The following is an 18,939-nucleotide window of genomic DNA, read 5'->3' on the forward strand; positions in this document are numbered from 1 at the left end:
ATTTCCACCGGAGCTGACAACGGAGGAACCGACATGTCACATGATCCTTTCCAGGAACGCGAAGCCGAAAAATACGCGAATCCTATCCCCAGCCGCGAGTTCATCATTGAACACTTAACTAAACGCGAAAAACCCGCCAACCGTGAAGAACTTGCCGCTGAATTACACATTGAAGGTGAAGAGCAAACTGAAGCCCTTCGCCGCCGCCTGCGCGCGATGGAGCGCGACGGGCAGCTGGTCTTTACCCGCCGCCAGTGCTATGCGCTGCCTGAACGCCTCGACCTGGTGAAAGGTATCGTCATTGGCCACCGCGATGGCTTTGGCTTCCTGCGCGTTGAGGGCCGCAAAGATGACCTGTACCTCTCATCCGAACAGATGAAGATGTGCATTCATGGCGATCAGATCCTGGCGCAGCCGCTGGGCGCTGACCGCAAAGGCCGCCGCGAAGCGCGCGTTGTGCGCGTGCTGGTGCCAAAAACCAGCCAGATCGTTGGCCGCTACTTTACCGATGCCGGCGTGGGCTTTGTGGTGCCGGACGATAGCCGCCTGAGCTTCGATATCCTGATCCCGCCTGAAGAGGTCATGGGCGCGCGCATGGGCTTTGTGGTGGTGGTGGAACTTACCCAGCGTCCAACCCGCCGCACCAAAGCGGTAGGTAAAATTGTCGAAGTGCTCGGCGACAACATGGGCACGACAATGGCCGTGGATATGGCGCTGCGTACCCATGAGATCCCGTACGTCTGGCCGAAAGCGGTTGAAGAGCAGATTGAAAGCCTGCGCGAAGAAGTGCCGGAAGAGTCCAAGGTCGGCCGCGTGGACCTGCGCTCCCTGCCGCTGGTTACCATTGATGGCGAAGACGCCCGCGACTTTGATGACGCCGTTTACTGCGAGAAAAAACGCGGCGGCGGCTGGCGCCTGTGGGTTGCCATTGCGGACGTGAGCTACTACGTTCGCCCGCACACGCCTCTGGATAACGAAGCGCGCAGCCGCGGCACGTCGGTCTACTTCCCGTCTCAGGTTGTGCCGATGCTGCCGGAAGTGCTTTCCAACGGCCTGTGCTCCCTGAACCCGCAGGTTGACCGCCTGTGCATGGTCTGTGAAATGACCATCTCGACCAAGGGCCGCTTAACCGGCTACAAATTCTACGAAGCGGTGATGAGCTCGCACGCGCGCCTGACCTACACCAAGGTCTGGCATATGCTGCAGGGCGACCAGGAGCTGCGCGAGCAGTACGCGCCGCTGGTTAAGCACATCGAAGAGCTGCATAACCTCTATAAAACCCTGGATCAGGCGCGCGAAGAGCGCGGCGGGATCTCGTTCGAGAGCGAAGAGGCGAAATTCATCTTCAACGCCGAGCGCCGCATTGAGCGTATCGAGCAGACCCAGCGTAACGACGCGCACAAGCTGATCGAAGAGTGCATGATCCTGGCTAACATCTCGGCGGCGCGCTTCGTTGAGAAAGCCAAAGAGCCTGCGCTGTTCCGTATTCACGATAAGCCAACAACGGAAGCCATTACGTCGTTCCGCTCCGTGCTCGCCGAGCTCGGCCTGGAACTGCCTGGCGGTAGCAAGCCGGAGCCGCGCGACTACGCCGAGCTGCTGGAATCCATCAGCGATCGTCCTGACGCGGAAATGCTGCAAACCATGCTCCTGCGCTCCATGAAGCAGGCGATTTACGATCCGGAAAACCGCGGCCACTTTGGCCTGGCGCTTCAGTCCTACGCCCACTTTACCTCGCCGATCCGTCGTTACCCGGATCTCTCTCTGCACCGCGCGATTAAATATTTGCTGGCGCAGGAGCAGGGCCACAAGGGGAACACCACCGAAACCGGCGGCTATCACTATTCGATGGAAGAGATGCTGCAGCTCGGCCAGCACTGTTCCATGGCCGAACGCCGTGCCGATGAGGCGACGCGCGACGTGGCGGACTGGCTGAAGTGCGACTTTATGCTGGACCAGGTCGGCAACGTCTTTAAAGGCGTCATTGCCAGCGTGACCGGCTTTGGCTTCTTCGTGCGTCTGGACGAGCTGTTCATCGACGGTCTGGTGCACGTTTCCAGCCTTGATAACGACTACTACCGCTTTGACCAGGTGGGCCAGCGTCTGATTGGCGAATCCGGCGGCCAGACCTACCGCCTGGGCGACCGCGTGGAAGTGAAGGTTGAGGCCGTGAATATGGACGACCGTAAGATAGACTTTAGCCTGATCTCCAGCGAGCGCGCGCCGCGTAACGTCGGCAAGACCGAGCGTGAGAGAGCGAAGAAAGGCGGTAACGGCAACGGTAAATCGGGTGGAAAACGCCGTCAGGCGGGTAAGAAGGTGAACTTCGAGCCGGACAGCGCGTTCCGCGGCGAGAAGAAGCAAAAGCCAAAAGCGGCGAAGAAAGAGGCCCGCTCGGCGAAAAAGCCTTCCGCCAAAACGCAGAAAATAGCCGCTGCCACCAAAGCGAAACGCGCAGCGAAAAAAAAGCAGGCGGAGTAAAATACCCCTCACCCTGACCCTCTCCCCGCGGGGAGAGGGGAAATGCATATTATGAGAACCATCAATGAGTGAAATGATTTACGGCATCCACGCGGTGCAGGCCCTGCTGGAGCGCGCACCGGAGCGCTTTCAGGAAGTCTTTATTCTGAAAGGGCGTGAAGACAAACGTCTGATGCCGCTGATCCACGCGCTGGAAGCCCAGGGCGTGGTGATCCAGCTGGCGAACCGCCAGTTCCTGGATGAGAAAAGCGAAGGCGCGGTGCATCAGGGCATTATCGCCCGCGTGAAGCCGGGCCGCCAGTATCAGGAAAACGATCTGCCGGATCTGATCGCCGGGCTGGATAACCCATTCTTCCTGATCCTCGACGGCGTGACCGATCCGCACAACCTCGGCGCGTGCCTGCGCAGCGCCGACGCGGCGGGCGTCCATGCGGTGATCGTGCCGAAAGATCGCTCCGCGCAGCTGAACGCAACGGCCAAGAAGGTGGCCTGCGGCGCGGCGGAAAACGTCCCGCTGATCCGCGTGACTAACCTGGCGCGCACCATGCGCCTGCTGCAGGAAGAGAACATCTGGATCGTCGGCACTGCCGGTGAAGCGGATCATACGCTGTACCAGAGCAAAATGACCGGCCGTCTGGCGCTGGTGATGGGGGCGGAAGGCGAAGGCATGCGCCGCCTGACGCGCGAGCACTGTGACGAGCTAATCAGCATCCCGATGGCGGGCAGCGTGTCGTCCCTGAACGTCTCCGTCGCGACGGGCATTTGCCTGTTTGAAGCGGTGCGCCAGCGCGGAGAATAAACAGGAAGGCCGTCCACAGGACGGCCTTTCGTGTTTTCGCCCTCTCCTACGGGAGAGGGCCGGGATGAGGGCACCAGACGGCGATCGCCTCACTCCTCTAACGACCGCAAATGGTCATCCTTCCTGAGCGTCATCAGCGCTACGATACTCACCACCGCCGTCACCATCACGTAATAGGCCGGAATATCCAGATTCCCCGTCTCTTTAATCAGCCCGGTAATGATCAGCCCCGCGCAGCCAGAGAAAATAGCGTTCGACAGAGAATAAGCCAGGCCAAGCCCGGTATAGCGTACCCGCGTCGGGAACATCTCTGAAAGCATGGCAGGCCCTGGCCCCGCAAGCATGCCCACCAGGCCACCCGCAATCAGCACCACGAGTGCCTTCACCGCCAGCGTGCTGGACTCCGCCTGCAAAACTTTCAGCAGCGGCAGGGCGAGAACCAGCAGTAGCACGGTAGCGACGATCATCACCGTGCGGCGCCCTATTTTGTCGCTGAGCATGCCCGACGGAATTATGGTGAGTGCGAAACCGATATTCGAAATCACCGCAATCAGCAGCGCCTGGTTAAACCCGGTATGCAGCGCCGACTGCAGGTAGGTTGGCATGATCACCAGATAGGTATATCCCGCCGCAGACCACACCATCACGCGGCCAATGCCCATCACGATGGCTCTGAGCGTGGCCGTAGTTGAGGCCTGAGCTGCGACTGGCTTTTCCTGCTGGTGCACAAAGCTTGGCGTTTCCTCCATGCTGACGCGCAGCCATAGCGCCACCACGCCCATCGGCAGCGCCAGGAAAAACGGGATACGCCAGCCCCAGTCGTGCAGCGCGTCCGGCGTGAGCAGGGCGGAAAGCAGCGCCACAATGCCTGCACCAGCCAGTAATCCAAGCGCAACGGTAAAGGACTGCCACGCCCCGTACAGGCCGCGCCTGCCGCGCGGGGCGAACTCCGTCATCAGCGAAACCGCGCCGCCGTATTCCCCGCCGGCGAAAAGCCCCTGCAGGATGCGCAGCAGCGTGATAATCAGCGGCGCGGCAATCCCGATGCTGGCGTAAACCGGCACCACTCCGATGGCCGCGGTGGCCAGCGTCATCAGCACCAGCACGATAATCAGCGTTGGCTTGCGGCCAATCCTGTCGCCGATGCGGCCAAACACCACCGCGCCCAGCGGGCGAAAAAAGAAGGCAATCGCAAACGAGGCGTAGGTGAGGATCAGGCTCGTCAGGCCCGATTCCCCTTCAAGCTGGAAGAAATTTTTCGCAATCACGGTTGCCAGAAAACCGTAGACCGCAAACTCATACCACTCGATGAAGTTACCAATAGAGCCGGCAATTAACGCGCGCTTGTGCGCGTCCGGCGCACGGTGTGAAGGTTGCATGGCGAGCCTCGCAGAAGGGGGTAAGAATAAATTATTCAACAAAAATGACGTCGTGAAATAGTTTATTCTTATGTTATGTGAGCTATTTCACGAATGATTTCAGTGCGATTGCCATGGTGTGACCGTACTCCCATGCAGCGTTGATCCACCCTGTCCATACTTATCTTCATTGCCACTGAAGGAGGGAGACAGCATGCACTGGCAGACACACACCGTTTTCAATCAACCCGCGCCGCTTTCTAACAGCAATCTTTTCCTCTCCGACTGCGCCCTGCGCGACGCGATTGCCCGGGAAGGGGCCGAATGGGACAAGGAGCTGCTGGCCAGCATCGGGCAGCAGCTGGGCACCGCGGAGTCGCTGGAGCTTGGCAGGCTGGCGAACGTCAACCCGCCGGAGCTGCTGCGCTATGACGCGACGGGTGAACGGCTTAACGACGTGCGTTTTCACCCGGCGTGGCACCTGCTGATGCAGGGGCTCTGCGCAAACCGGGTGCATAACCTGCCGTGGGAGGAGGAGGCACGCAGGGGATCGTTTGTTGCCAGAGCCGCGCGCTTCGTGCTGCATGCCCAGGTTGAGGCGGGCACGCTTTGCCCCATTACCATGACCTTCGCCGCTACGCCGCTGCTTTTACAGTCGCTGCCTACACCGTTCCACGGCTGGCTGACGACGCTTCTTAGCGACCGCTACGATCCGCACTTTGCCCCCGGCGGGCAGAAGCGCGGCCTGCTTATCGGCATGGGGATGACGGAAAAGCAGGGCGGCTCCGACGTGCTGAGCAATACCACCAAAGCGGAAAAAACGGCTGACGGCAGCTATCGGCTGGTGGGGCATAAATGGTTTTTCTCCGTACCGCAAAGCGATGCGCATCTCGTCCTGGCGCAGGCGAAAGGCGGCCTTTCCTGCTTTTTCGTTCCGCGCTTTTTGCCTGACGGAAAACGCAATGCGGTGCGCCTGGAGCGGCTGAAGGACAAGCTCGGCAACCGCTCAAACGCCAGCAGCGAAGCCGAGTTTCTTGACGCCTCCGGCTGGCTGGTGGGGGAGGAGGGCGAAGGCGTGCGGCAAATCCTCAAAATGGGCGGGCTGACGCGCTTTGACTGCGCGCTCGGCAGCCACGGGCTAATGCGCCGGGCGCTCTCCGTGGCGCTGTATCACGCCCACCAGCGGCAAACGTTCGGCAAGAACCTGATCGATCAGCCGCTGATGCGCGAGGTGCTAGGCCGGATGGCGCTAATGATGGAGGGGCAAACCGCGCTGCTGTTCCGTCTTGCCCGGGCGTGGGACAGGCGGGACGACGCCCGGGAGGCCGCGTGGGCCCGCCTGTTCACACCGGTGGCGAAATACGGCGTGTGCAAAGCGGGCATCCCCTTCGTCGCCGAGGCGATGGAGGTGCTGGGGGGGATCGGCTACTGCGAGGAGAGCGAGCTTCCGCGCCTGTACCGCGAAATGCCGGTCAACAGCATCTGGGAAGGGTCGGGAAACATCATGTGCCTGGACGTGCTGCGCGTGCTGGCGAAGCAGCCGGGCATTCTCGAGCTGCTTGCCGAGGATTTTGCACAGGTGAAAGGGCAGGATCGGCACTTCGACCGCGGCTGGCGTCAGCTGCAGCAAAAGCTGCGCAAGCCGCAGGAGGCGCAGGGCAGGGAGATCGCGCAGCAGCTGTTTTTACTCGGTGCGGGGAGCCAGATGCTGCGGCACGCATCGCCGCCGGTGGCGCAGGCGTGGTGCCGCATGATGCTCGATACCCGCGGTGGCTCCTTGCTGAGCGCGCAGGTGCAAAACGATCTGCTGCTGCGCGCTACGGGCGGCGTCGGTTAGCCCTTCAGCTGGAAAAGGCTCACCAGCTGGGTGAGGTGCGAGCCTTTCTCACGCAGGGTCTGCGCGGTTTGCTCGCTGCGCGTCACGCGGTCGGCGTTGATGTGCGACGCTTCGCCGATGTGGGCCATCGCGAGATTCACCTGGCCAATCCCCGCGGACTGCTCGCGCGAGGCGTGGTTAATCTCCGTCACCAGCTGGCTGATGTTGTCGATGTGAACGATGATATCGTCCATCGCCAGGCGCGTTTGCTCGGAAAGGGCGTGGCCCTCGCTGACCTTATTGAGCGTGTCGCCAATCAGCTGTTCAATCTCTTTGACCGCATCGGCGCTGCGTGCCGCCAGGGCGCGAACCTCCTGCGCTACGACGGCGAAGCCCTTGCCGTGCCCGCCCGCCCGCGCCGCTTCTACCGCGGCGTTGAGCTCCAGAATGTTGGTCTGGAAGGCGATAGACTCAATCACGCGGGTGATGTCTCCGATGCGTTTTGAGGCATCGCGAATGTCATCCATCGTGGCGACGGCGTGCGTAACCGTCTTGCCGCCCAGGTGTACAGCGCGCGAGGTTTCGCCGACCAGCATCTGGGTTTGCTCCATGTTCGCGCGACGAAAAAAGGCGATCATAAATTGCTCATTATTGAAAAGGGATGGCTCTTCAATGGCAGACCGGGGATAACATTTATCAGCTTAATGTAACTAAATGTTACGTGTCTGTTTTGGAAAGATTTATAGACTGGGAGGAAAGTTACGTGAACAAAAAAGCCACTATAAATCAGTGGCTTTTATCGTGATGCCTTATGCATAAAGAATGGCCTGTACCCGCCAGCGATCGTCATGGTTGTCCTCCTGCATCTGTATGATGCGATACCAGGATGCACCCTGCTCATCCGCTTTTAATGCCACTACGCGTTCAACGTCCTGCGGGCTCCCCGAAATGTTGTTCACGGAGATCTGGCCGATTTCGTTAAGGCCAGTCACGCAGTCAGCGCTGGCAAATTCGGCCGACTGCGCGGTTGTGCTCACCAGGCCAGCGGAGAGCAACAGGGTAGTCAAAGCAAGAGTTCGTTTCATCGTCAGCTCCATTTCACATTTCTCCGGTATCCGCCGGGCAATCCTTCGCAAATAAACTCACTTCCATTAGCGCGGGCATGGAGTTTATTGTGGACAGGAAAATGTCTATGGACGCAAAGCAGTGTAAATGTCGTTCAAATCATGACCGTTATTTGCGGTACAAAATGGCTTGTGAATACCACTGTCCCGTAATGATGGTTTCATCGACCATGACGATGACGTAATAATCTGCTTTTGCTGCGATGGCCTGTGCTTTAATTGCCTCTTCCGCGTCGTCCGGGGAACCCCGAACCATTGCGGAGACAGATCCGATCCGCTGTAGTCCTTCCGTCTGATTACGACGGATTTCCTGCGGACGATCGGTGGCCGGCGGAGCAGGCTGCGGCGTTCCCTGAAGAGCCTGACAGCCGCTGAGCACGGAGACAAGTAACAAAGCAGCAAACCTGCGCATAACCATATCTCGTTTCCTGATAGCCATAGTGTAGTTGTCTGTGAATTTAGTTTTGGGGGAATGTTCCCGAAATGTTATCTGGGGCGTGTATTTCGAATGAAAATAGCGTGAAACCGTAACCCAGTTCTCAACATTATGAATCACTCATTAATACAGGATAGACAATGATTGAACTTGAAACGCGACGCCTCGGCAACCATGAAATTTTGCATGCATTCCCGGCGGGAAAGCGCGAGAGGCCGCTGCCCGTAGTGCTGTTCTATCATGGGTTTACCTCTTCAAAGCTGGTCTACAGCTATTTTGCCGTTGCGCTGGCGCAGGCGGGTTTTCGCGTGGTGATGCCTGATGCGCCCGATCATGGTGCCCGGTTTACGGGTAACGAACAGGCCCGGCTGGGACAGTTCTGGCAAATTCTTTGCGGCAGCCTGAGCGAGTTTACCGGGCTGCGCGACGCGCTTTATGAGGCAGGCCTGGTGGCGGATAACCGCCTGGCCGTGGCGGGCGCGTCAATGGGCGGCATGACGGCATTAGGGATTATGGCGCGTCATCCTGAGGTGAAATCCGTGGCCTGCCTGATGGGCTCGGGCTATTTTTCCTCTCTTTCAAAGACGCTTTTTCCGCCCCAGGAACCTGAAGGCATTGACGCGAAACTCGCGGAATGGGACGTGGAGAACGCGTTGCCAGCGCTGGCCGACCGCCCGCTGCTGCTGTGGCACGGAAATGAGGATGACGTCGTTCCGGCGGGGGAAACGTTCCGCCTGCAGCAGGCGCTGCGGCGCGACGGCCTGGATGGCAATCTCACCTGTTTATGGGAAGCGGGTGTTCGCCACCGCATTACGCCCACGGCGCTGGATGCTACGGTGGCGTTTTTCCGCCAGCACCTCTAAACGCGCAGTACCGTGACGCCCTGGCCTTCAAGCTTCTGGAGGATCTCCGGGTTCGCTTTTTTACCGGTGATCACCATGTTGATCTGCTCTGCCCGGCTGAACAGCATGCCGGCGCGCTCGCCCACCTTGCTGCTGTCGACCAGCACCACGAGCTTGCCCACAACGTTCAGCATGTTCTGTTCTGCCATCGCGGTGAGCATATCGGTCTTGTACAGTCCATCCGTGGTCAGCCCCTTGCCGCTGGTAAACATCCAGTGCCCGGCATAGAGCGTATTTTCGCTGTCCTGGGGGCTAAGGGTGATCGAGTGGCTCTTGTTGTACTGGCCGCCCATGATCACCACGCTCTCGTGTTCCTGATCGATAAGGTAGTTTGCCAGCGGCAGGTAGTTGGTAATGATTTGCACCGGTTTGCCGCACATTTCCCGCCCCAGCAGAAAAGCCGTCGAGCCGCAGTTGATTACCACGCTTTCCCCGGGGTTCACCAGCTGCGATGCCGCGCGGGCAATGCGGACTTTTTCATCGTGGTTCTGCGCCTGATGAATGTTCATCGGCGTCCAGCGCGGGCGCTGCTGGCTAATCGCTTCCGCGCCGTTACGGACTTTTTTCAGCTTGCCGCTTTCGTCCAGCTTGTTGATATCCCGGCGCGCCGTCGCTGGGGAAATTCCTAAGCGTTCTATTACTTTCTCAACGGTGACAAATCCTGTCTGCGCCAGGAGTTCCAGTAAAATTTGATGCCGCTGCGCTTCCGTCATGAGCTATTCCGATAAGAATTGATTTGAAAAGATAATATTTGAAATAGCATGAAATTACTAAGATAAATATGTCATCGCCAGGCGGGGTGCCTGGCGATTGAGCATGACGATTAGAGGAATGACTTGAACGGCAGATCGGGCTCAATGGTGAAGCAATCATCGAAGCCGCGCGGATAGTGATATTCGAAATTATCTTTATCCAGTGGCCAGGTGAACTTACCGCCAACCTGCCAGATAAACGGCTTGAAGCCATACTTCAGGCGGTCTTTCTTCATTTCCCACAGCACGCGAATCTCCTGCGGATCGGCCTGGAAGTTTGACCAGATGTCATGGTGGAACGGGATCACCACTTTGGTGTTCAGCGCTTCAGCCATGCGCAGCATATCGGCGCTGGTCATTTTGTCCGTAATACCGCGCGGATTCTCGCCGTACGAGCCCAGCGCCACGTCGATCTGATGTTCGTTACCGTGCTTCGCATAGTAGTTCGAGTAGTGAGAATCACCGCTGTGGTACAGGGAACCACCCGGCGTTTTGAACAGATAGTTCACCGCGCGCTCGTCCATACCGTCCGGCAGCACGCCCGCGGCTTTTTGATCGGCCGGCAGGGTAATCAGCGCGGTACGGTCAAACGCATCCAGCGCGTGGATCTCAATGTCTTTGATTTTCACCACGTCGCCCGGCTTCATCACGATGCAGCGCTCTTTCGGCACGCCCCAGCCGATCCACAGATCGACGCAGGTTTGTGGCCCGATGAACGGCACCGTGTCAGGGCAGTTTTGCATAACCGCAGCCGCGACGTTGACGTCGATATGATCGTTGTGATCGTGCGTCGACAGCACGGCATCGATCTGACGAATGGCAAACGGATCGAGCACAAACGGCGTGGTGCGCAGGTTTGGCTGCAGTTTTTCCACGCCCGCCATGCGCTGCATCTGATGTCCTTTTTTCATCAGCGGATTGCCGTGGCTCTGTTTACCGGTGCCGCACCAGAAGTCGACGCAGATATTGGCTCCGCCTTCTGATTTTAACCAGATGCCCGTGCAGCCCAGCCACCACATGGCGAAAGTGCCTGGCGCGACGTTTTCCTGCTCAATTTCCTCGTTCAGCCAGCTGCCCCATTCCGGGAAAGTGCTCAGAATCCATGATTCACGGGTGATGGTGTTCACTTTACTCATCGTTTTGACTCCTGGTATTAATCAAAAGTAATCATTTGGTGATTTGTTGTGATTAATGCTGGCACTCTTTTAAACGCTTTGCAACGGGAAAATCACGCAATTTTGCCTGTCATGCATCACGGCAAGATGAGGTTGAAGCTGTTGTTTATTCATGCATGTATGTTTAAGTTTATGAATATAAATAGATAATTCGGCAATGTAAGTTGGGAGTGAAAATCATTACTTTCTGAATGGAAATAAATTGCGTGATGCGTCACAAATAATCACGTTCAATCTTGTGGTGATTATTTGTGATTAATAGAGTGATGGCACCAACCACGCGGGGACTGCGCCTCGTGTCATCATTTTCTGGAGAGAGTTATGGAGATCCTCTACAACGTCTTTACCGTTTTCTTTAATCAGGTAATGACCAATGCCCCGCTGTTACTGGGTATCGTGACGTGTCTGGGCTACATCCTTTTGCGTAAAAGCGTCAGCGTCATTATCAAGGGCACCATCAAAACCATCATTGGCTTTATGCTGCTGCAGGCGGGGTCGGGCATTCTGACCGGCACCTTTAAGCCGGTCGTCGCCAAAATGTCCGAAGTGTATGGCATCAACGGCGCGATCTCTGACACTTACGCCTCCATGATGGCGACCATCGATCGCATGGGCGACGCCTACAGCTGGGTGGGCTATGCGGTTCTGCTCGCGCTGGCGCTGAACATCATTTATGTGTTCCTGCGCCGCATTACCGGCATTCGCACCATCATGCTAACCGGCCATATTATGTTCCAGCAGGCCGGGTTAATCGCGGTTTCCCTTTATATCTTCGGCTACTCAATGTGGACGACGATCATCTTCACGGCGGTGATGGTGTCGCTCTACTGGGGCATCACCTCCAACATGATGTACAAGCCGACCCAGGAAGTGACCGACGGCTGCGGCTTCTCCATCGGCCACCAGCAGCAATTTGCCTCCTGGATTGCCTATAAGGTCGCGCCCTATCTGGGGAAAAAAGAGGAGAGCGTAGAAGATCTTAAGATGCCGGGGTGGCTGAATATCTTCCACGACAACATCGTCTCCACGGCGATTGTGATGACCATCTTCTTTGGCGCCATCCTCCTCTCCTTCGGCATTGACGTTGTGCAGGCGATGGCGGGTAAAACGCACTGGACGATCTACATCCTGCAGACCGGTTTCTCCTTCGCGGTGGCGATCTTCATCATCACCCAGGGCGTGCGCATGTTCGTGGCGGAACTGTCTGAAGCCTTTAACGGTATCTCCCAGCGTCTGATCCCTGGTGCCGTGCTGGCGATTGACTGTGCGGCAATCTATAGCTTTGCGCCAAACGCCGTGGTCTGGGGCTTTATGTGGGGCACTATCGGCCAGCTGATTGCGGTGGGCATTCTGGTGGGCTGCGGTTCCTCCATCCTGATCATTCCTGGCTTTATCCCAATGTTCTTCTCTAACGCCACCATCGGCGTCTTTGCTAACCACTTCGGCGGCTGGCGCGCGGCGCTGAAGATCTGCCTGGTGATGGGCATGGTGGAAATCTTCGGCTGCGTGTGGGCCGTCAAGCTCACCGGTATGAGCGCCTGGATGGGGATGGCGGACTGGTCGATTCTGGCACCGCCGATGATGCAGGGCTTCGCCTCTGTAGGGCTGGTCTTTATGGCCGTCATCATTCTGATTGCACTGATTTATATGTTCTTCGCGGGCCGTTCGCTGCGCGCTGAAGAAGATGCTGAAAAACAAACAGCAGAAGTTTCTGCTCACTAAGGAGTTTTGACTATGACCGTACGTATCCTGGCCGTGTGTGGCAATGGACAAGGCAGCTCCATGATCATGAAGATGAAAGTGGACCAGTTTTTAACGCAGTCAAACATCGACCACACGGTAAACAGCTGCGCGGTGGGGGAATACAAAAGTGAGCTGGGCGGCGCGGATATCATCATCGCCTCTACCCACATCGCCGGTGAGATTACCGTAACAGGCAACAAATACGTGGTGGGCGTGCGCAACATGCTGTCGCCTGCGGATTTCGGCCCAAAACTGCTGGAAGTGATCAAAGAACATTTCCCGCAGGACGTGAAGTAAGGACGCCACATGAAGCTACGTGATTCGCTGGCACAAAATAACTCAATCCTTTTGCAGGCCGAGGCCAGCACCTGGCAGGAAGCGGTCAAGCTGAGCGTCGATCTGCTGGTCAAGGCCGACGTTGTTGAGCCGCGCTATTACCAGGCCATTCTTGATGGCGTTGCGCAGCACGGTCCCTATTTTGTGATTGCGCCAGGCCTGGCGATGCCGCATGGCCGCCCGGAAGAGGGCGTCAAAAAAACCGGCTTTGCGCTGGTGACGCTGAAAACGCCTCTGGTGTTTAACCATGAGGATAACGACCCGGTCGATATTCTTATCACCATGGCGGCCGTTGATGCCAATACCCATCAGGAAGTCGGCATTATGCAGATCGTGAATCTGTTTGATGACGAGGCCAACTTTGACCGTTTACGCGCCTGCCGCACCGAGCAGGAAGTCCTGGATTTAATCGATCACGCCACTGCGGCGGCTGTTTAAGAAGGAATTGAAAATGTCATTACCAATGTTGCAGGTCGCGCTGGATAACCAGACTCTGTCCCACGCTTACGAAACCACCCGCCTGATTGCGGAAGAGGTGGACATCATCGAAGTGGGTACCATTCTGTGCGTGGGCGAAGGCGTTCGCGCCGTTCGCGACCTGAAGGCGCTTTATCCGCACAAAATCGTGCTGGCGGATGCCAAGATCGCTGACGCGGGCAAAATTCTCTCCCGCATGTGTTTTGAAGCCAACGCCGACTGGGTCACCGTGATTTGCTGCGCGGATATCAACACCGCCAAAGGCGCGCTGGACGTGGCAAAAGAGTTCAACGGCGACGTGCAGATTGAGTTGACCGGCTTCTGGACCTGGGAGCAGGCCCAGGAGTGGCGCGAGGCGGGCATCCAGCAGGTGGTTTACCACCGCAGCCGCGACGCGCAGGCAGCAGGCGTGGCGTGGGGCGAAGCGGACATCAGCGCGATTAAGCGTCTGGCGGATATGGGCTTCAAGGTCACCGTCACCGGTGGACTGGCGCTGGAAGATCTGCCGCTGTTCCAGGGCATTCCAATTCACGTCTTTATCGCTGGTCGTAGCATTCGCGACGCCGCGTCTCCGGTGGAAGCGGCGCGTCAGTTTAAACGCTCTATCGCTCAGCTTTGGGGTTAAGGAGCGGCTATGTTGTCAAAACAGGTCCCGCTAGGCATCTATGAAAAGGCACTCCCCGCGGGGGAGTGCTGGCTGGAGCGGTTGCAGCTGGCGAAACAGCTGGGTTTCGATTTTGTCGAAATGTCGGTAGATGAAACCGATGAGCGCCTGTCTCGCCTCGACTGGAGCCGGGAGCAGCGTCTGGCGCTGGTGAGCGCGGTGGCGGAAACCGGCGTGCGCGTGCCGTCCATGTGCCTCAGCGCCCACCGTCGCTTCCCGCTGGGGAGTGAAGATGATGCCGTGCGCGCTCAGGGGCTGGAGATCATGCGCAAAGCCATTCGCTTCGCGCAGGACGTGGGCATTCGCGTGATCCAGCTTGCGGGTTACGACGTTTACTATCAGGAAGCGAATGACGAAACGCGCCGTCGCTTCCGTGATGGCCTGAAAGAGAGCGTCGATATGGCAAGCCGTGCGCAGGTGACGCTGGCGATGGAGATCATGGACTATCCGTTAATGAACTCCATCAGTAAGGCGCTGGGCTATGCGCACTACCTGAATAACCCGTGGTTCCAACTCTATCCAGATATCGGCAACCTGTCGGCATGGGATAACGACGTTCAAATGGAGCTGCAGGCGGGCATCGGGCATATCGTGGCGGTTCACGTCAAAGATACCCGTCCAGGCGTGTTCAAAAACGTTCCGTTCGGCACCGGGGTGGTGGATTTCGAACGGTGCTTCCAGACGCTCAAGCAGACAGGCTATTGCGGGCCATATCTTATTGAGATGTGGAGCGAAACGTCGGACGACCCGGCAGCGGAAGTGGCGAAGGCGCGCGATTGGGTGCGCGAGCGCATGGCGCGGGCAGGATTGCTGGAGGAAGAACATGCAGACGCTTAAGCAGCAGGTCTTTGAAGCCAATATGGATCTGCCGCGCTATGGCCTGGTGACCTTCACCTGGGGCAACGTCAGCGCGATTGATCGTGAACGCGGCGCGATCGTCATCAAGCCCAGCGGAGTGGCGTATGAGACCATGAAGGTCGACGATATGGTTGTCGTGGACCTTGAGGGTAACGTCGTAGAGGGACAGTGGCGTCCTTCTTCGGATACCGCTACCCATCTGGCGCTGTATCGGCGCTATCCCTCTCTGGGCGGGGTGGTGCATACCCACTCCACGCACGCCACCGCCTGGGCACAGGCCGGGCTGGCGGTTCCGGCGCTGGGGACTACGCATGCGGACTACTTCTTTGGCGACATCCCCTGCACGCGCGCGTTAACGCAGGCCGAAGTGGAGGGCGAATACGAGCTCAACACCGGCAAGGTCATCGTTGAAACGCTGGGTGAGCGCGAGCCGCTGCATACGCCGGGAATCGTGGTGTATCAGCACGGTCCGTTCGCCTGGGGGAAAGATGCGCACGATGCGGTGCATAACGCGGTCGTGCTGGAAGAGGTGGCGCGAATGGCGTGGATCGCTCGCGGCATTAACCCGCAGCTTCAGGGCATCGATGATTACCTGATGAACAAGCATTTCATGCGCAAGCATGGCCCCAACGCCTATTACGGGCAGAAGTGAATAAGTGCTCTGGAATACCAAAAAAGTTGTAACCGGTGGGTATTTCAGGGCCATTCATGCAAAAAAAAGCCCCCGGGCAGGGGGCAAATTTAACTATGGCTCTTTTCTTCGTTGGCTTTCCTGGTGCTAGCGTAAAACGTTATTGGTAAATATCTGCACTGGCGTGCATATTGCCGTTGCTGCCGGGTTCACGCATTAAGATGACGTGATAATAGGTTGCGCCCCGGGCATCGGTCTCTTGATTAAGCGCCCGATCTGCTTCGCTTTCAGTGGCGAAATTATGATTGATGTAGATTACGCCTAAGCTTTGCACATCATCCATGTTCCTGGCCTGACGGCCGTCTAGCCTGATGGCTGCTATCGCGTTTGCGCTGAGCAACAGTGCAGCCATCACGGCAATTGCGATTTTTTTCATGATATACGCTCCACGACTGCGTGCTATGTGACGGTGATTTGCTCTCCTTTTGTATCGGATGGGCTTTGATTAAAGTGTAACCGCTTCTCTGACGGGGAATGCTGACCATTTCTGATGCTGTTGTTCAAAAAAACAACGCTTCCTGACGTGATTAATTTTAAATCACCCACTTAGACCCGCTTTGCGCTTAGTGCGAATTATTTGTGCAATCAGCTTGAGTTTCCCGGGGCGCGCAAGTATTATGACGCGTCAATTTTTCGGCCGACCTTTAACACGTTCCTTGCCTCCCCGGGCCTCGGCTGACCCAGACAGGAGGCTGAATAATCCGTAAGGAGCAATTCGATGCGTCATTACGAAATCGTTTTTATGGTCCATCCTGACCAGAGCGAACAGGTTCCGGGCATGATCGAGCGCTACTCTGCTGCCATCACTGGTGCAGAAGGTACGATCCACCGTCTGGAAGACTGGGGCCGCCGTCAGCTGGCTTACCCGATCAACAAACTGCACAAAGCACACTACGTTCTGATGAACGTTGAAGCGCCGCAGGAAGTGATCGATGAGCTGGAAACTACCTTCCGCTTCAACGATGCCGTTATCCGCAGCATGGTTATGCGTACCAAAAACGCAGTGACCGAAGCATCTCCGATGGTTAAAGCGAAAGACGAGCGCCGTGAGCGTCGCGATGATTTCGCAAACGAAACCGCAGATGATTCTGATGCTGGGGATTCTGAAGAGTAATTTCTGATGACCAACCGTCTGGTGTTGTCCGGTACCGTGTGCAGGACCCCCCTTCGAAAGGTCAGCCCATCAGGAATTCCGCATTGCCAGTTCGTGCTTGAGCATCGTTCTGTGCAAGAGGAAGCCGGCTTTCACCGGCAGGCATGGTGCCAAATGCCCGTTATTATTAGCGGACACGAAAACCAGGCCATTACTCACAGTATAACGGTCGGTAGCGCAGTAATCGTTCAGGGGTTCATCTCTTGCCACAAGGCAAAGAACGGTCTGAGCAAAATGGTTCTGCATGCCGAGCAGATTGATTTGATAGATTCTGGAGACTAGCCATATGGCACGTTATTTCCGTCGTCGCAAGTTCTGCCGTTTCACCGCGGAAGGCGTTCAAGAGATCGACTATAAAGATATCGCAACGCTGAAAAACTACATCACCGAAAGCGGTAAGATTGTCCCAAGCCGTATCACCGGTACTCGTGCAAAATACCAGCGTCAGCTGGCTCGCGCTATCAAACGCGCTCGCTACCTGTCCCTGCTGCCGTACACTGATCGTCATCAGTAATCGGGCACGGTCCATTAATACGACTTTAAGAGGATAAGGTAATGCAAGTTATTCTGCTTGATAAAGTAGCAAACCTGGGCAGCCTGGGTGATCAGGTTAACGTTAAAGCGGGTTACGCACGTAACTTCCTGGTTCCACAGGGTAAAGCTGTTCCAGCTACTAAGAAAAACGTAGAGTTTTTCGAAGCACGTCGTGCTGAACTGGAAGCCAAACTGGCTGACGTTCTGGCGGCTGCTAACGCTCGCGCTGAAGCAATCAACGCACTGGGCACCGTTACTATCGCGTCTAAATCTGGCGACGAAGGTAAACTGTTCGGTTCCATCGGTACCCGCGATATCGCTGATGCAGTTTCTGCAGCTGGCGTTAAAGTGGCTAAGAGCGAAGTTCGCATGCCGAACGGCGTTCTGCGTACCACTGGTGAGCACGAAGTTGACTTCCAGGTTCACAGCGAAGTGTTCGCTAAACTGGTTGTTAACGTTGTAGCTGAGTAATTTTTTACTCTGCTCGCGTCAAAGCGCCGGCCTTGTGCCGGCGTTTTGCTTTTTTGCACAGCAGAAAGTCAATCTTTGCATCTTGTATGGCCGTTATTCCTGAGTCCATCTCTGTTAATAAAGTAAAGCGTCATTTTATCTTTGAGATTTGCCAGGGATACCGCTCTGCCTGCACCCGTCTTTGCCCGCCATCCCGCTACCTTCTTCATCGTGCCGCTGGCGCACTACTTTAACCACAACGACAGGCTGAGCTATAACAAGGCGCTCGACTACGTGCTGGTCTGCTCGGGGATTTGGTGGGTGAACAGGGCAAACGGATAACGGCCGGGCGGTGGTTTCGCCTACCCGGCTGGAACATTATCGCACCCGAATAAAACTGCCGTCGTTCTGACGGGTAAAGAGCACCTGCTGCCCATTTCCCGTGTCGATGGTGAGGCCCGTGACCACGCCGCTGGCGTTCTGGCGAATTTGCACCATCTGGCCGTTTTGCAGATTGCTGAGCGGCTTTCCTGCTCCCTCAACCTGCGCCATAGCATAAACGTCTGTTGGGGGAAGGTTATGATCGCGGAACAGCTGGGCAAGGGTTTTGCCCGGCTCTACGCGATAGGAACGCCACTGCTGCTCAATGCCCGTAGCCTGCGGTTCAGCTGTCGTCGCGGCCTGCTCCTGTGGCTGCTCTTCCTGAACCGGTTCCGGCTCCACCGGGGCTACCTGTCCAGGGTCGTTAGAGGGCGTCACCAGCTGCGTCTGCATCGGCTGCGCGTCAGGCTGCGGCTGTGATTGCGACTGGATATTCAGCTCCGCGTTGCGGGTTACCGGTGCCGTCTCGACGTCATCGCCGCCGGAAGGAAGCAGGAAGCCGAGGATCACCAGCAGCGCGCCAATGATAATCCCTCTGCGGTGCAATGGAGGCAGCGGGTCCATGATGCGAAAATTGTCCGGCGCATGCCAGATTTTCGCCAGGGTAGGTTTCAGTTCAAATCGCCCGGGCATGGCTCTCCTCCTGCTCCGCGTCTTTTTTATCCTGTGTTTCGAAGTATAGTTGGCTAACTGCCTGAACGGCGTAGCAAACCCGACATCCGTGACATCAGTTCGGGATTAATCCTGGTCCCGCCTATTGTTTCTGTTTCACCGCAATTTGTCACCTTAACTTAAGACAAAGTTTTACC

Annotated in this window: 22 protein-coding genes and 1 pseudogene; 15 read left to right on the forward strand and 8 right to left on the reverse strand. The window is 56.9% G+C overall.

Annotated elements, in window-relative coordinates:
• Positions 1–33: 33 nt before the first annotated feature.
• Both rnr and rlmB read left to right on the forward strand, forming a co-directional pair.
• Positions 34–2,481: a ribonuclease R gene (rnr, locus tag V1599_RS05090; RefSeq protein ID WP_112012004.1), complete on the forward strand. Its 2,448-nt coding sequence runs from the start codon at positions 34–36 to the stop codon at positions 2,479–2,481.
• A 64-nt stretch (positions 2,482–2,545) separates the two neighbouring features.
• Positions 2,546–3,280, forward strand: coding sequence for a 23S rRNA (guanosine(2251)-2'-O)-methyltransferase RlmB (gene rlmB / locus V1599_RS05095; RefSeq protein WP_024907330.1), 735 nt, complete (start codon positions 2,546–2,548; stop codon positions 3,278–3,280).
• 89 nt (positions 3,281–3,369) lie between these two features.
• Here the strand turns inward: rlmB and V1599_RS05100 are convergent, their stop codons facing one another.
• Positions 3,370–4,659 (reverse strand): MFS transporter, encoded by a 1,290-nt coding sequence (locus V1599_RS05100; protein WP_395301117.1) that lies wholly within the window; start codon positions 4,657–4,659, stop codon positions 3,370–3,372.
• Between the two features lie 193 nt (positions 4,660–4,852).
• Here V1599_RS05100 and V1599_RS05105 point away from each other — a divergent pair, with 193 nt between their 5' ends.
• Entirely contained in the window at positions 4,853–6,475 is a 1,623-nt protein-coding gene (locus V1599_RS05105) for an isovaleryl-CoA dehydrogenase (RefSeq protein ID WP_395301118.1), read from the forward strand.
• On the opposite strand, the pseudogene V1599_RS05110 reads toward V1599_RS05105, so the two are convergent.
• The 3 genes and pseudogenes from V1599_RS05110 to bsmA form a co-directional block, all read right to left on the reverse strand.
• A pseudogene (locus V1599_RS05110) lies at positions 6,472–7,134 on the reverse strand (methyl-accepting chemotaxis protein); the annotation flags it as partial. The gene V1599_RS05105 and the pseudogene V1599_RS05110 sit on opposite strands and share 4 nt — an antisense overlap.
• A gap of 129 nt (positions 7,135–7,263) precedes the next feature.
• Positions 7,264–7,539 (reverse strand): DUF1471 family protease activator YjfN, encoded by a 276-nt coding sequence (gene yjfN, locus V1599_RS05115; protein ID WP_146745780.1) that lies wholly within the window; start codon positions 7,537–7,539, stop codon positions 7,264–7,266.
• A 148-nt stretch (positions 7,540–7,687) separates the two neighbouring features.
• Entirely contained in the window at positions 7,688–8,017 is a 330-nt protein-coding gene (bsmA, locus tag V1599_RS05120; RefSeq protein ID WP_112012009.1) for a biofilm peroxide resistance protein BsmA, read from the reverse strand.
• Positions 8,018–8,154: 137 nt separating this feature from the next.
• Here bsmA and yjfP point away from each other — a divergent pair, with 137 nt between their 5' ends.
• Positions 8,155–8,877: an esterase gene (yjfP, locus tag V1599_RS05125; protein WP_395301119.1), complete on the forward strand. Its 723-nt coding sequence runs from the start codon at positions 8,155–8,157 to the stop codon at positions 8,875–8,877.
• Here the strand turns inward: yjfP and ulaR are convergent.
• A complete protein-coding gene (gene ulaR, locus V1599_RS05130; RefSeq protein WP_112012011.1) occupies positions 8,874–9,629 on the reverse strand; it encodes an HTH-type transcriptional regulator UlaR in 756 nt (251 codons plus the stop codon). The two genes, yjfP and ulaR, sit on opposite strands and share 4 nt — an antisense overlap.
• A 110-nt stretch (positions 9,630–9,739) precedes the next feature.
• Positions 9,740–10,804, reverse strand: coding sequence for an L-ascorbate 6-phosphate lactonase (gene ulaG, locus V1599_RS05135; protein WP_112012012.1), 1,065 nt, complete (start codon positions 10,802–10,804; stop codon positions 9,740–9,742).
• A gap of 360 nt (positions 10,805–11,164) precedes the next feature.
• Between ulaG and ulaA the strand changes: the two genes are divergently transcribed.
• Genes ulaA through V1599_RS05165 form a run of 6 tightly spaced genes read left to right on the forward strand, consistent with a single transcriptional unit; the run spans position 11,165 to position 15,573 of the window.
• Positions 11,165–12,565 (forward strand): PTS ascorbate transporter subunit IIC, encoded by a 1,401-nt coding sequence (gene ulaA, locus V1599_RS05140; protein ID WP_297122611.1) that lies wholly within the window; start codon positions 11,165–11,167, stop codon positions 12,563–12,565.
• 12 nt (positions 12,566–12,577) lie between these two features.
• On the forward strand, positions 12,578–12,883 hold the full coding sequence (ulaB, locus tag V1599_RS05145; RefSeq protein WP_112012014.1) for a PTS ascorbate transporter subunit IIB: 306 nt from the start codon (positions 12,578–12,580) through the stop codon (positions 12,881–12,883).
• Positions 12,884–12,892: 9 nt separating this feature from the next.
• Positions 12,893–13,360: a PTS ascorbate transporter subunit IIA gene (ulaC, locus tag V1599_RS05150; RefSeq protein WP_112012015.1), complete on the forward strand. Its 468-nt coding sequence runs from the start codon at positions 12,893–12,895 to the stop codon at positions 13,358–13,360.
• Positions 13,361–13,373: 13 nt separating this feature from the next.
• On the forward strand, positions 13,374–14,024 hold the full coding sequence (gene ulaD / locus V1599_RS05155) for a 3-keto-L-gulonate-6-phosphate decarboxylase UlaD (protein ID WP_017694667.1): 651 nt from the start codon (positions 13,374–13,376) through the stop codon (positions 14,022–14,024).
• Between the two features lie 9 nt (positions 14,025–14,033).
• The gene (locus V1599_RS05160) at positions 14,034–14,900 is read left to right on the forward strand and encodes an L-ribulose-5-phosphate 3-epimerase (protein ID WP_112012016.1); all 867 of its coding nucleotides are present in this window, start codon (positions 14,034–14,036) and stop codon (positions 14,898–14,900) included.
• On the forward strand, positions 14,887–15,573 hold the full coding sequence (locus V1599_RS05165; RefSeq protein WP_395301120.1) for an L-ribulose-5-phosphate 4-epimerase: 687 nt from the start codon (positions 14,887–14,889) through the stop codon (positions 15,571–15,573). The genes V1599_RS05160 and V1599_RS05165 overlap by 14 nt, the downstream gene beginning before the upstream one ends.
• Before the next feature lie 139 nt (positions 15,574–15,712).
• Here the strand turns inward: V1599_RS05165 and yjfY are convergent, their stop codons facing one another.
• A complete protein-coding gene (gene yjfY, locus V1599_RS05170) occupies positions 15,713–15,988 on the reverse strand; it encodes a DUF1471 family protein YjfY (RefSeq protein WP_112012018.1) in 276 nt (91 codons plus the stop codon).
• A 342-nt stretch (positions 15,989–16,330) separates the two neighbouring features.
• On the opposite strand from yjfY, the gene rpsF reads away from it, so the two are divergent.
• From rpsF to V1599_RS05195, 5 genes are all read left to right on the forward strand, one after another.
• Complete coding sequence (gene rpsF / locus V1599_RS05175) at positions 16,331–16,726, forward strand: 30S ribosomal protein S6 (protein WP_014068637.1); 396 nt, start codon at positions 16,331–16,333, stop codon at positions 16,724–16,726.
• Between the two features lie 6 nt (positions 16,727–16,732).
• Positions 16,733–17,047 carry a primosomal replication protein N gene (gene priB, locus V1599_RS05180; RefSeq protein WP_014068638.1) on the forward strand — a complete coding sequence of 105 codons (315 nt, stop codon included), beginning with the start codon at positions 16,733–16,735 and terminating at the stop codon, positions 17,045–17,047.
• Positions 17,048–17,051: 4 nt separating this feature from the next.
• Positions 17,052–17,279: a 30S ribosomal protein S18 gene (gene rpsR / locus V1599_RS05185; RefSeq protein WP_000135199.1), complete on the forward strand. Its 228-nt coding sequence runs from the start codon at positions 17,052–17,054 to the stop codon at positions 17,277–17,279.
• A 41-nt stretch (positions 17,280–17,320) separates the two neighbouring features.
• On the forward strand, positions 17,321–17,770 hold the full coding sequence (rplI, locus tag V1599_RS05190; protein WP_112012019.1) for a 50S ribosomal protein L9: 450 nt from the start codon (positions 17,321–17,323) through the stop codon (positions 17,768–17,770).
• Between the two features lie 141 nt (positions 17,771–17,911).
• Positions 17,912–18,091, forward strand: coding sequence for a hypothetical protein (locus V1599_RS05195; protein ID WP_395301121.1), 180 nt, complete (start codon positions 17,912–17,914; stop codon positions 18,089–18,091).
• A 36-nt stretch (positions 18,092–18,127) separates the two neighbouring features.
• Here the strand turns inward: V1599_RS05195 and V1599_RS05200 are convergent, their stop codons facing one another.
• Positions 18,128–18,763, reverse strand: coding sequence for an OapA family protein (locus V1599_RS05200; RefSeq protein ID WP_395301122.1), 636 nt, complete (start codon positions 18,761–18,763; stop codon positions 18,128–18,130).
• Positions 18,764–18,939: the final 176 nt, after the last annotated feature.

Source organism: Enterobacter sp. ECC-175, from assembly GCF_043968675.1.
Lineage (GTDB): Bacteria > Pseudomonadota > Gammaproteobacteria > Enterobacterales > Enterobacteriaceae > Enterobacter.

Excerpts from the sequence above, each read along its gene's own strand:
- rnr (WP_112012004.1), top strand. The coding sequence starts at position 34 with ATGTCACATGATCCTTTCCAGGAACGCGAAGCCGAAAAATACGCGAAT.
- rlmB (WP_024907330.1), top strand. The coding sequence starts at position 2,546 with ATGAGTGAAATGATTTACGGCATCCACGCGGTGCAGGCCCTGCTGGAG.
- V1599_RS05100 (WP_395301117.1), bottom strand. The coding sequence starts at position 4,659 with ATGCAACCTTCACACCGTGCGCCGGACGCGCACAAGCGCGCGTTAATT.
- V1599_RS05105 (WP_395301118.1), top strand. The coding sequence starts at position 4,853 with ATGCACTGGCAGACACACACCGTTTTCAATCAACCCGCGCCGCTTTCT.
- yjfN (WP_146745780.1), bottom strand. The coding sequence starts at position 7,539 with ATGAAACGAACTCTTGCTTTGACTACCCTGTTGCTCTCCGCTGGCCTG.
- bsmA (WP_112012009.1), bottom strand. The coding sequence starts at position 8,017 with ATGGCTATCAGGAAACGAGATATGGTTATGCGCAGGTTTGCTGCTTTG.
- yjfP (WP_395301119.1), top strand. The coding sequence starts at position 8,155 with ATGATTGAACTTGAAACGCGACGCCTCGGCAACCATGAAATTTTGCAT.
- ulaR (WP_112012011.1), bottom strand. The coding sequence starts at position 9,629 with ATGACGGAAGCGCAGCGGCATCAAATTTTACTGGAACTCCTGGCGCAG.
- ulaG (WP_112012012.1), bottom strand. The coding sequence starts at position 10,804 with ATGAGTAAAGTGAACACCATCACCCGTGAATCATGGATTCTGAGCACT.
- ulaA (WP_297122611.1), top strand. The coding sequence starts at position 11,165 with ATGGAGATCCTCTACAACGTCTTTACCGTTTTCTTTAATCAGGTAATG.
- ulaB (WP_112012014.1), top strand. The coding sequence starts at position 12,578 with ATGACCGTACGTATCCTGGCCGTGTGTGGCAATGGACAAGGCAGCTCC.
- ulaC (WP_112012015.1), top strand. The coding sequence starts at position 12,893 with ATGAAGCTACGTGATTCGCTGGCACAAAATAACTCAATCCTTTTGCAG.
- ulaD (WP_017694667.1), top strand. The coding sequence starts at position 13,374 with ATGTCATTACCAATGTTGCAGGTCGCGCTGGATAACCAGACTCTGTCC.
- V1599_RS05160 (WP_112012016.1), top strand. The coding sequence starts at position 14,034 with ATGTTGTCAAAACAGGTCCCGCTAGGCATCTATGAAAAGGCACTCCCC.
- V1599_RS05165 (WP_395301120.1), top strand. The coding sequence starts at position 14,887 with ATGCAGACGCTTAAGCAGCAGGTCTTTGAAGCCAATATGGATCTGCCG.
- yjfY (WP_112012018.1), bottom strand. The coding sequence starts at position 15,988 with ATGAAAAAAATCGCAATTGCCGTGATGGCTGCACTGTTGCTCAGCGCA.
- rpsF (WP_014068637.1), top strand. The coding sequence starts at position 16,331 with ATGCGTCATTACGAAATCGTTTTTATGGTCCATCCTGACCAGAGCGAA.
- priB (WP_014068638.1), top strand. The coding sequence starts at position 16,733 with ATGACCAACCGTCTGGTGTTGTCCGGTACCGTGTGCAGGACCCCCCTT.
- rpsR (WP_000135199.1), top strand. The coding sequence starts at position 17,052 with ATGGCACGTTATTTCCGTCGTCGCAAGTTCTGCCGTTTCACCGCGGAA.
- rplI (WP_112012019.1), top strand. The coding sequence starts at position 17,321 with ATGCAAGTTATTCTGCTTGATAAAGTAGCAAACCTGGGCAGCCTGGGT.
- V1599_RS05200 (WP_395301122.1), bottom strand. The coding sequence starts at position 18,763 with ATGCCCGGGCGATTTGAACTGAAACCTACCCTGGCGAAAATCTGGCAT.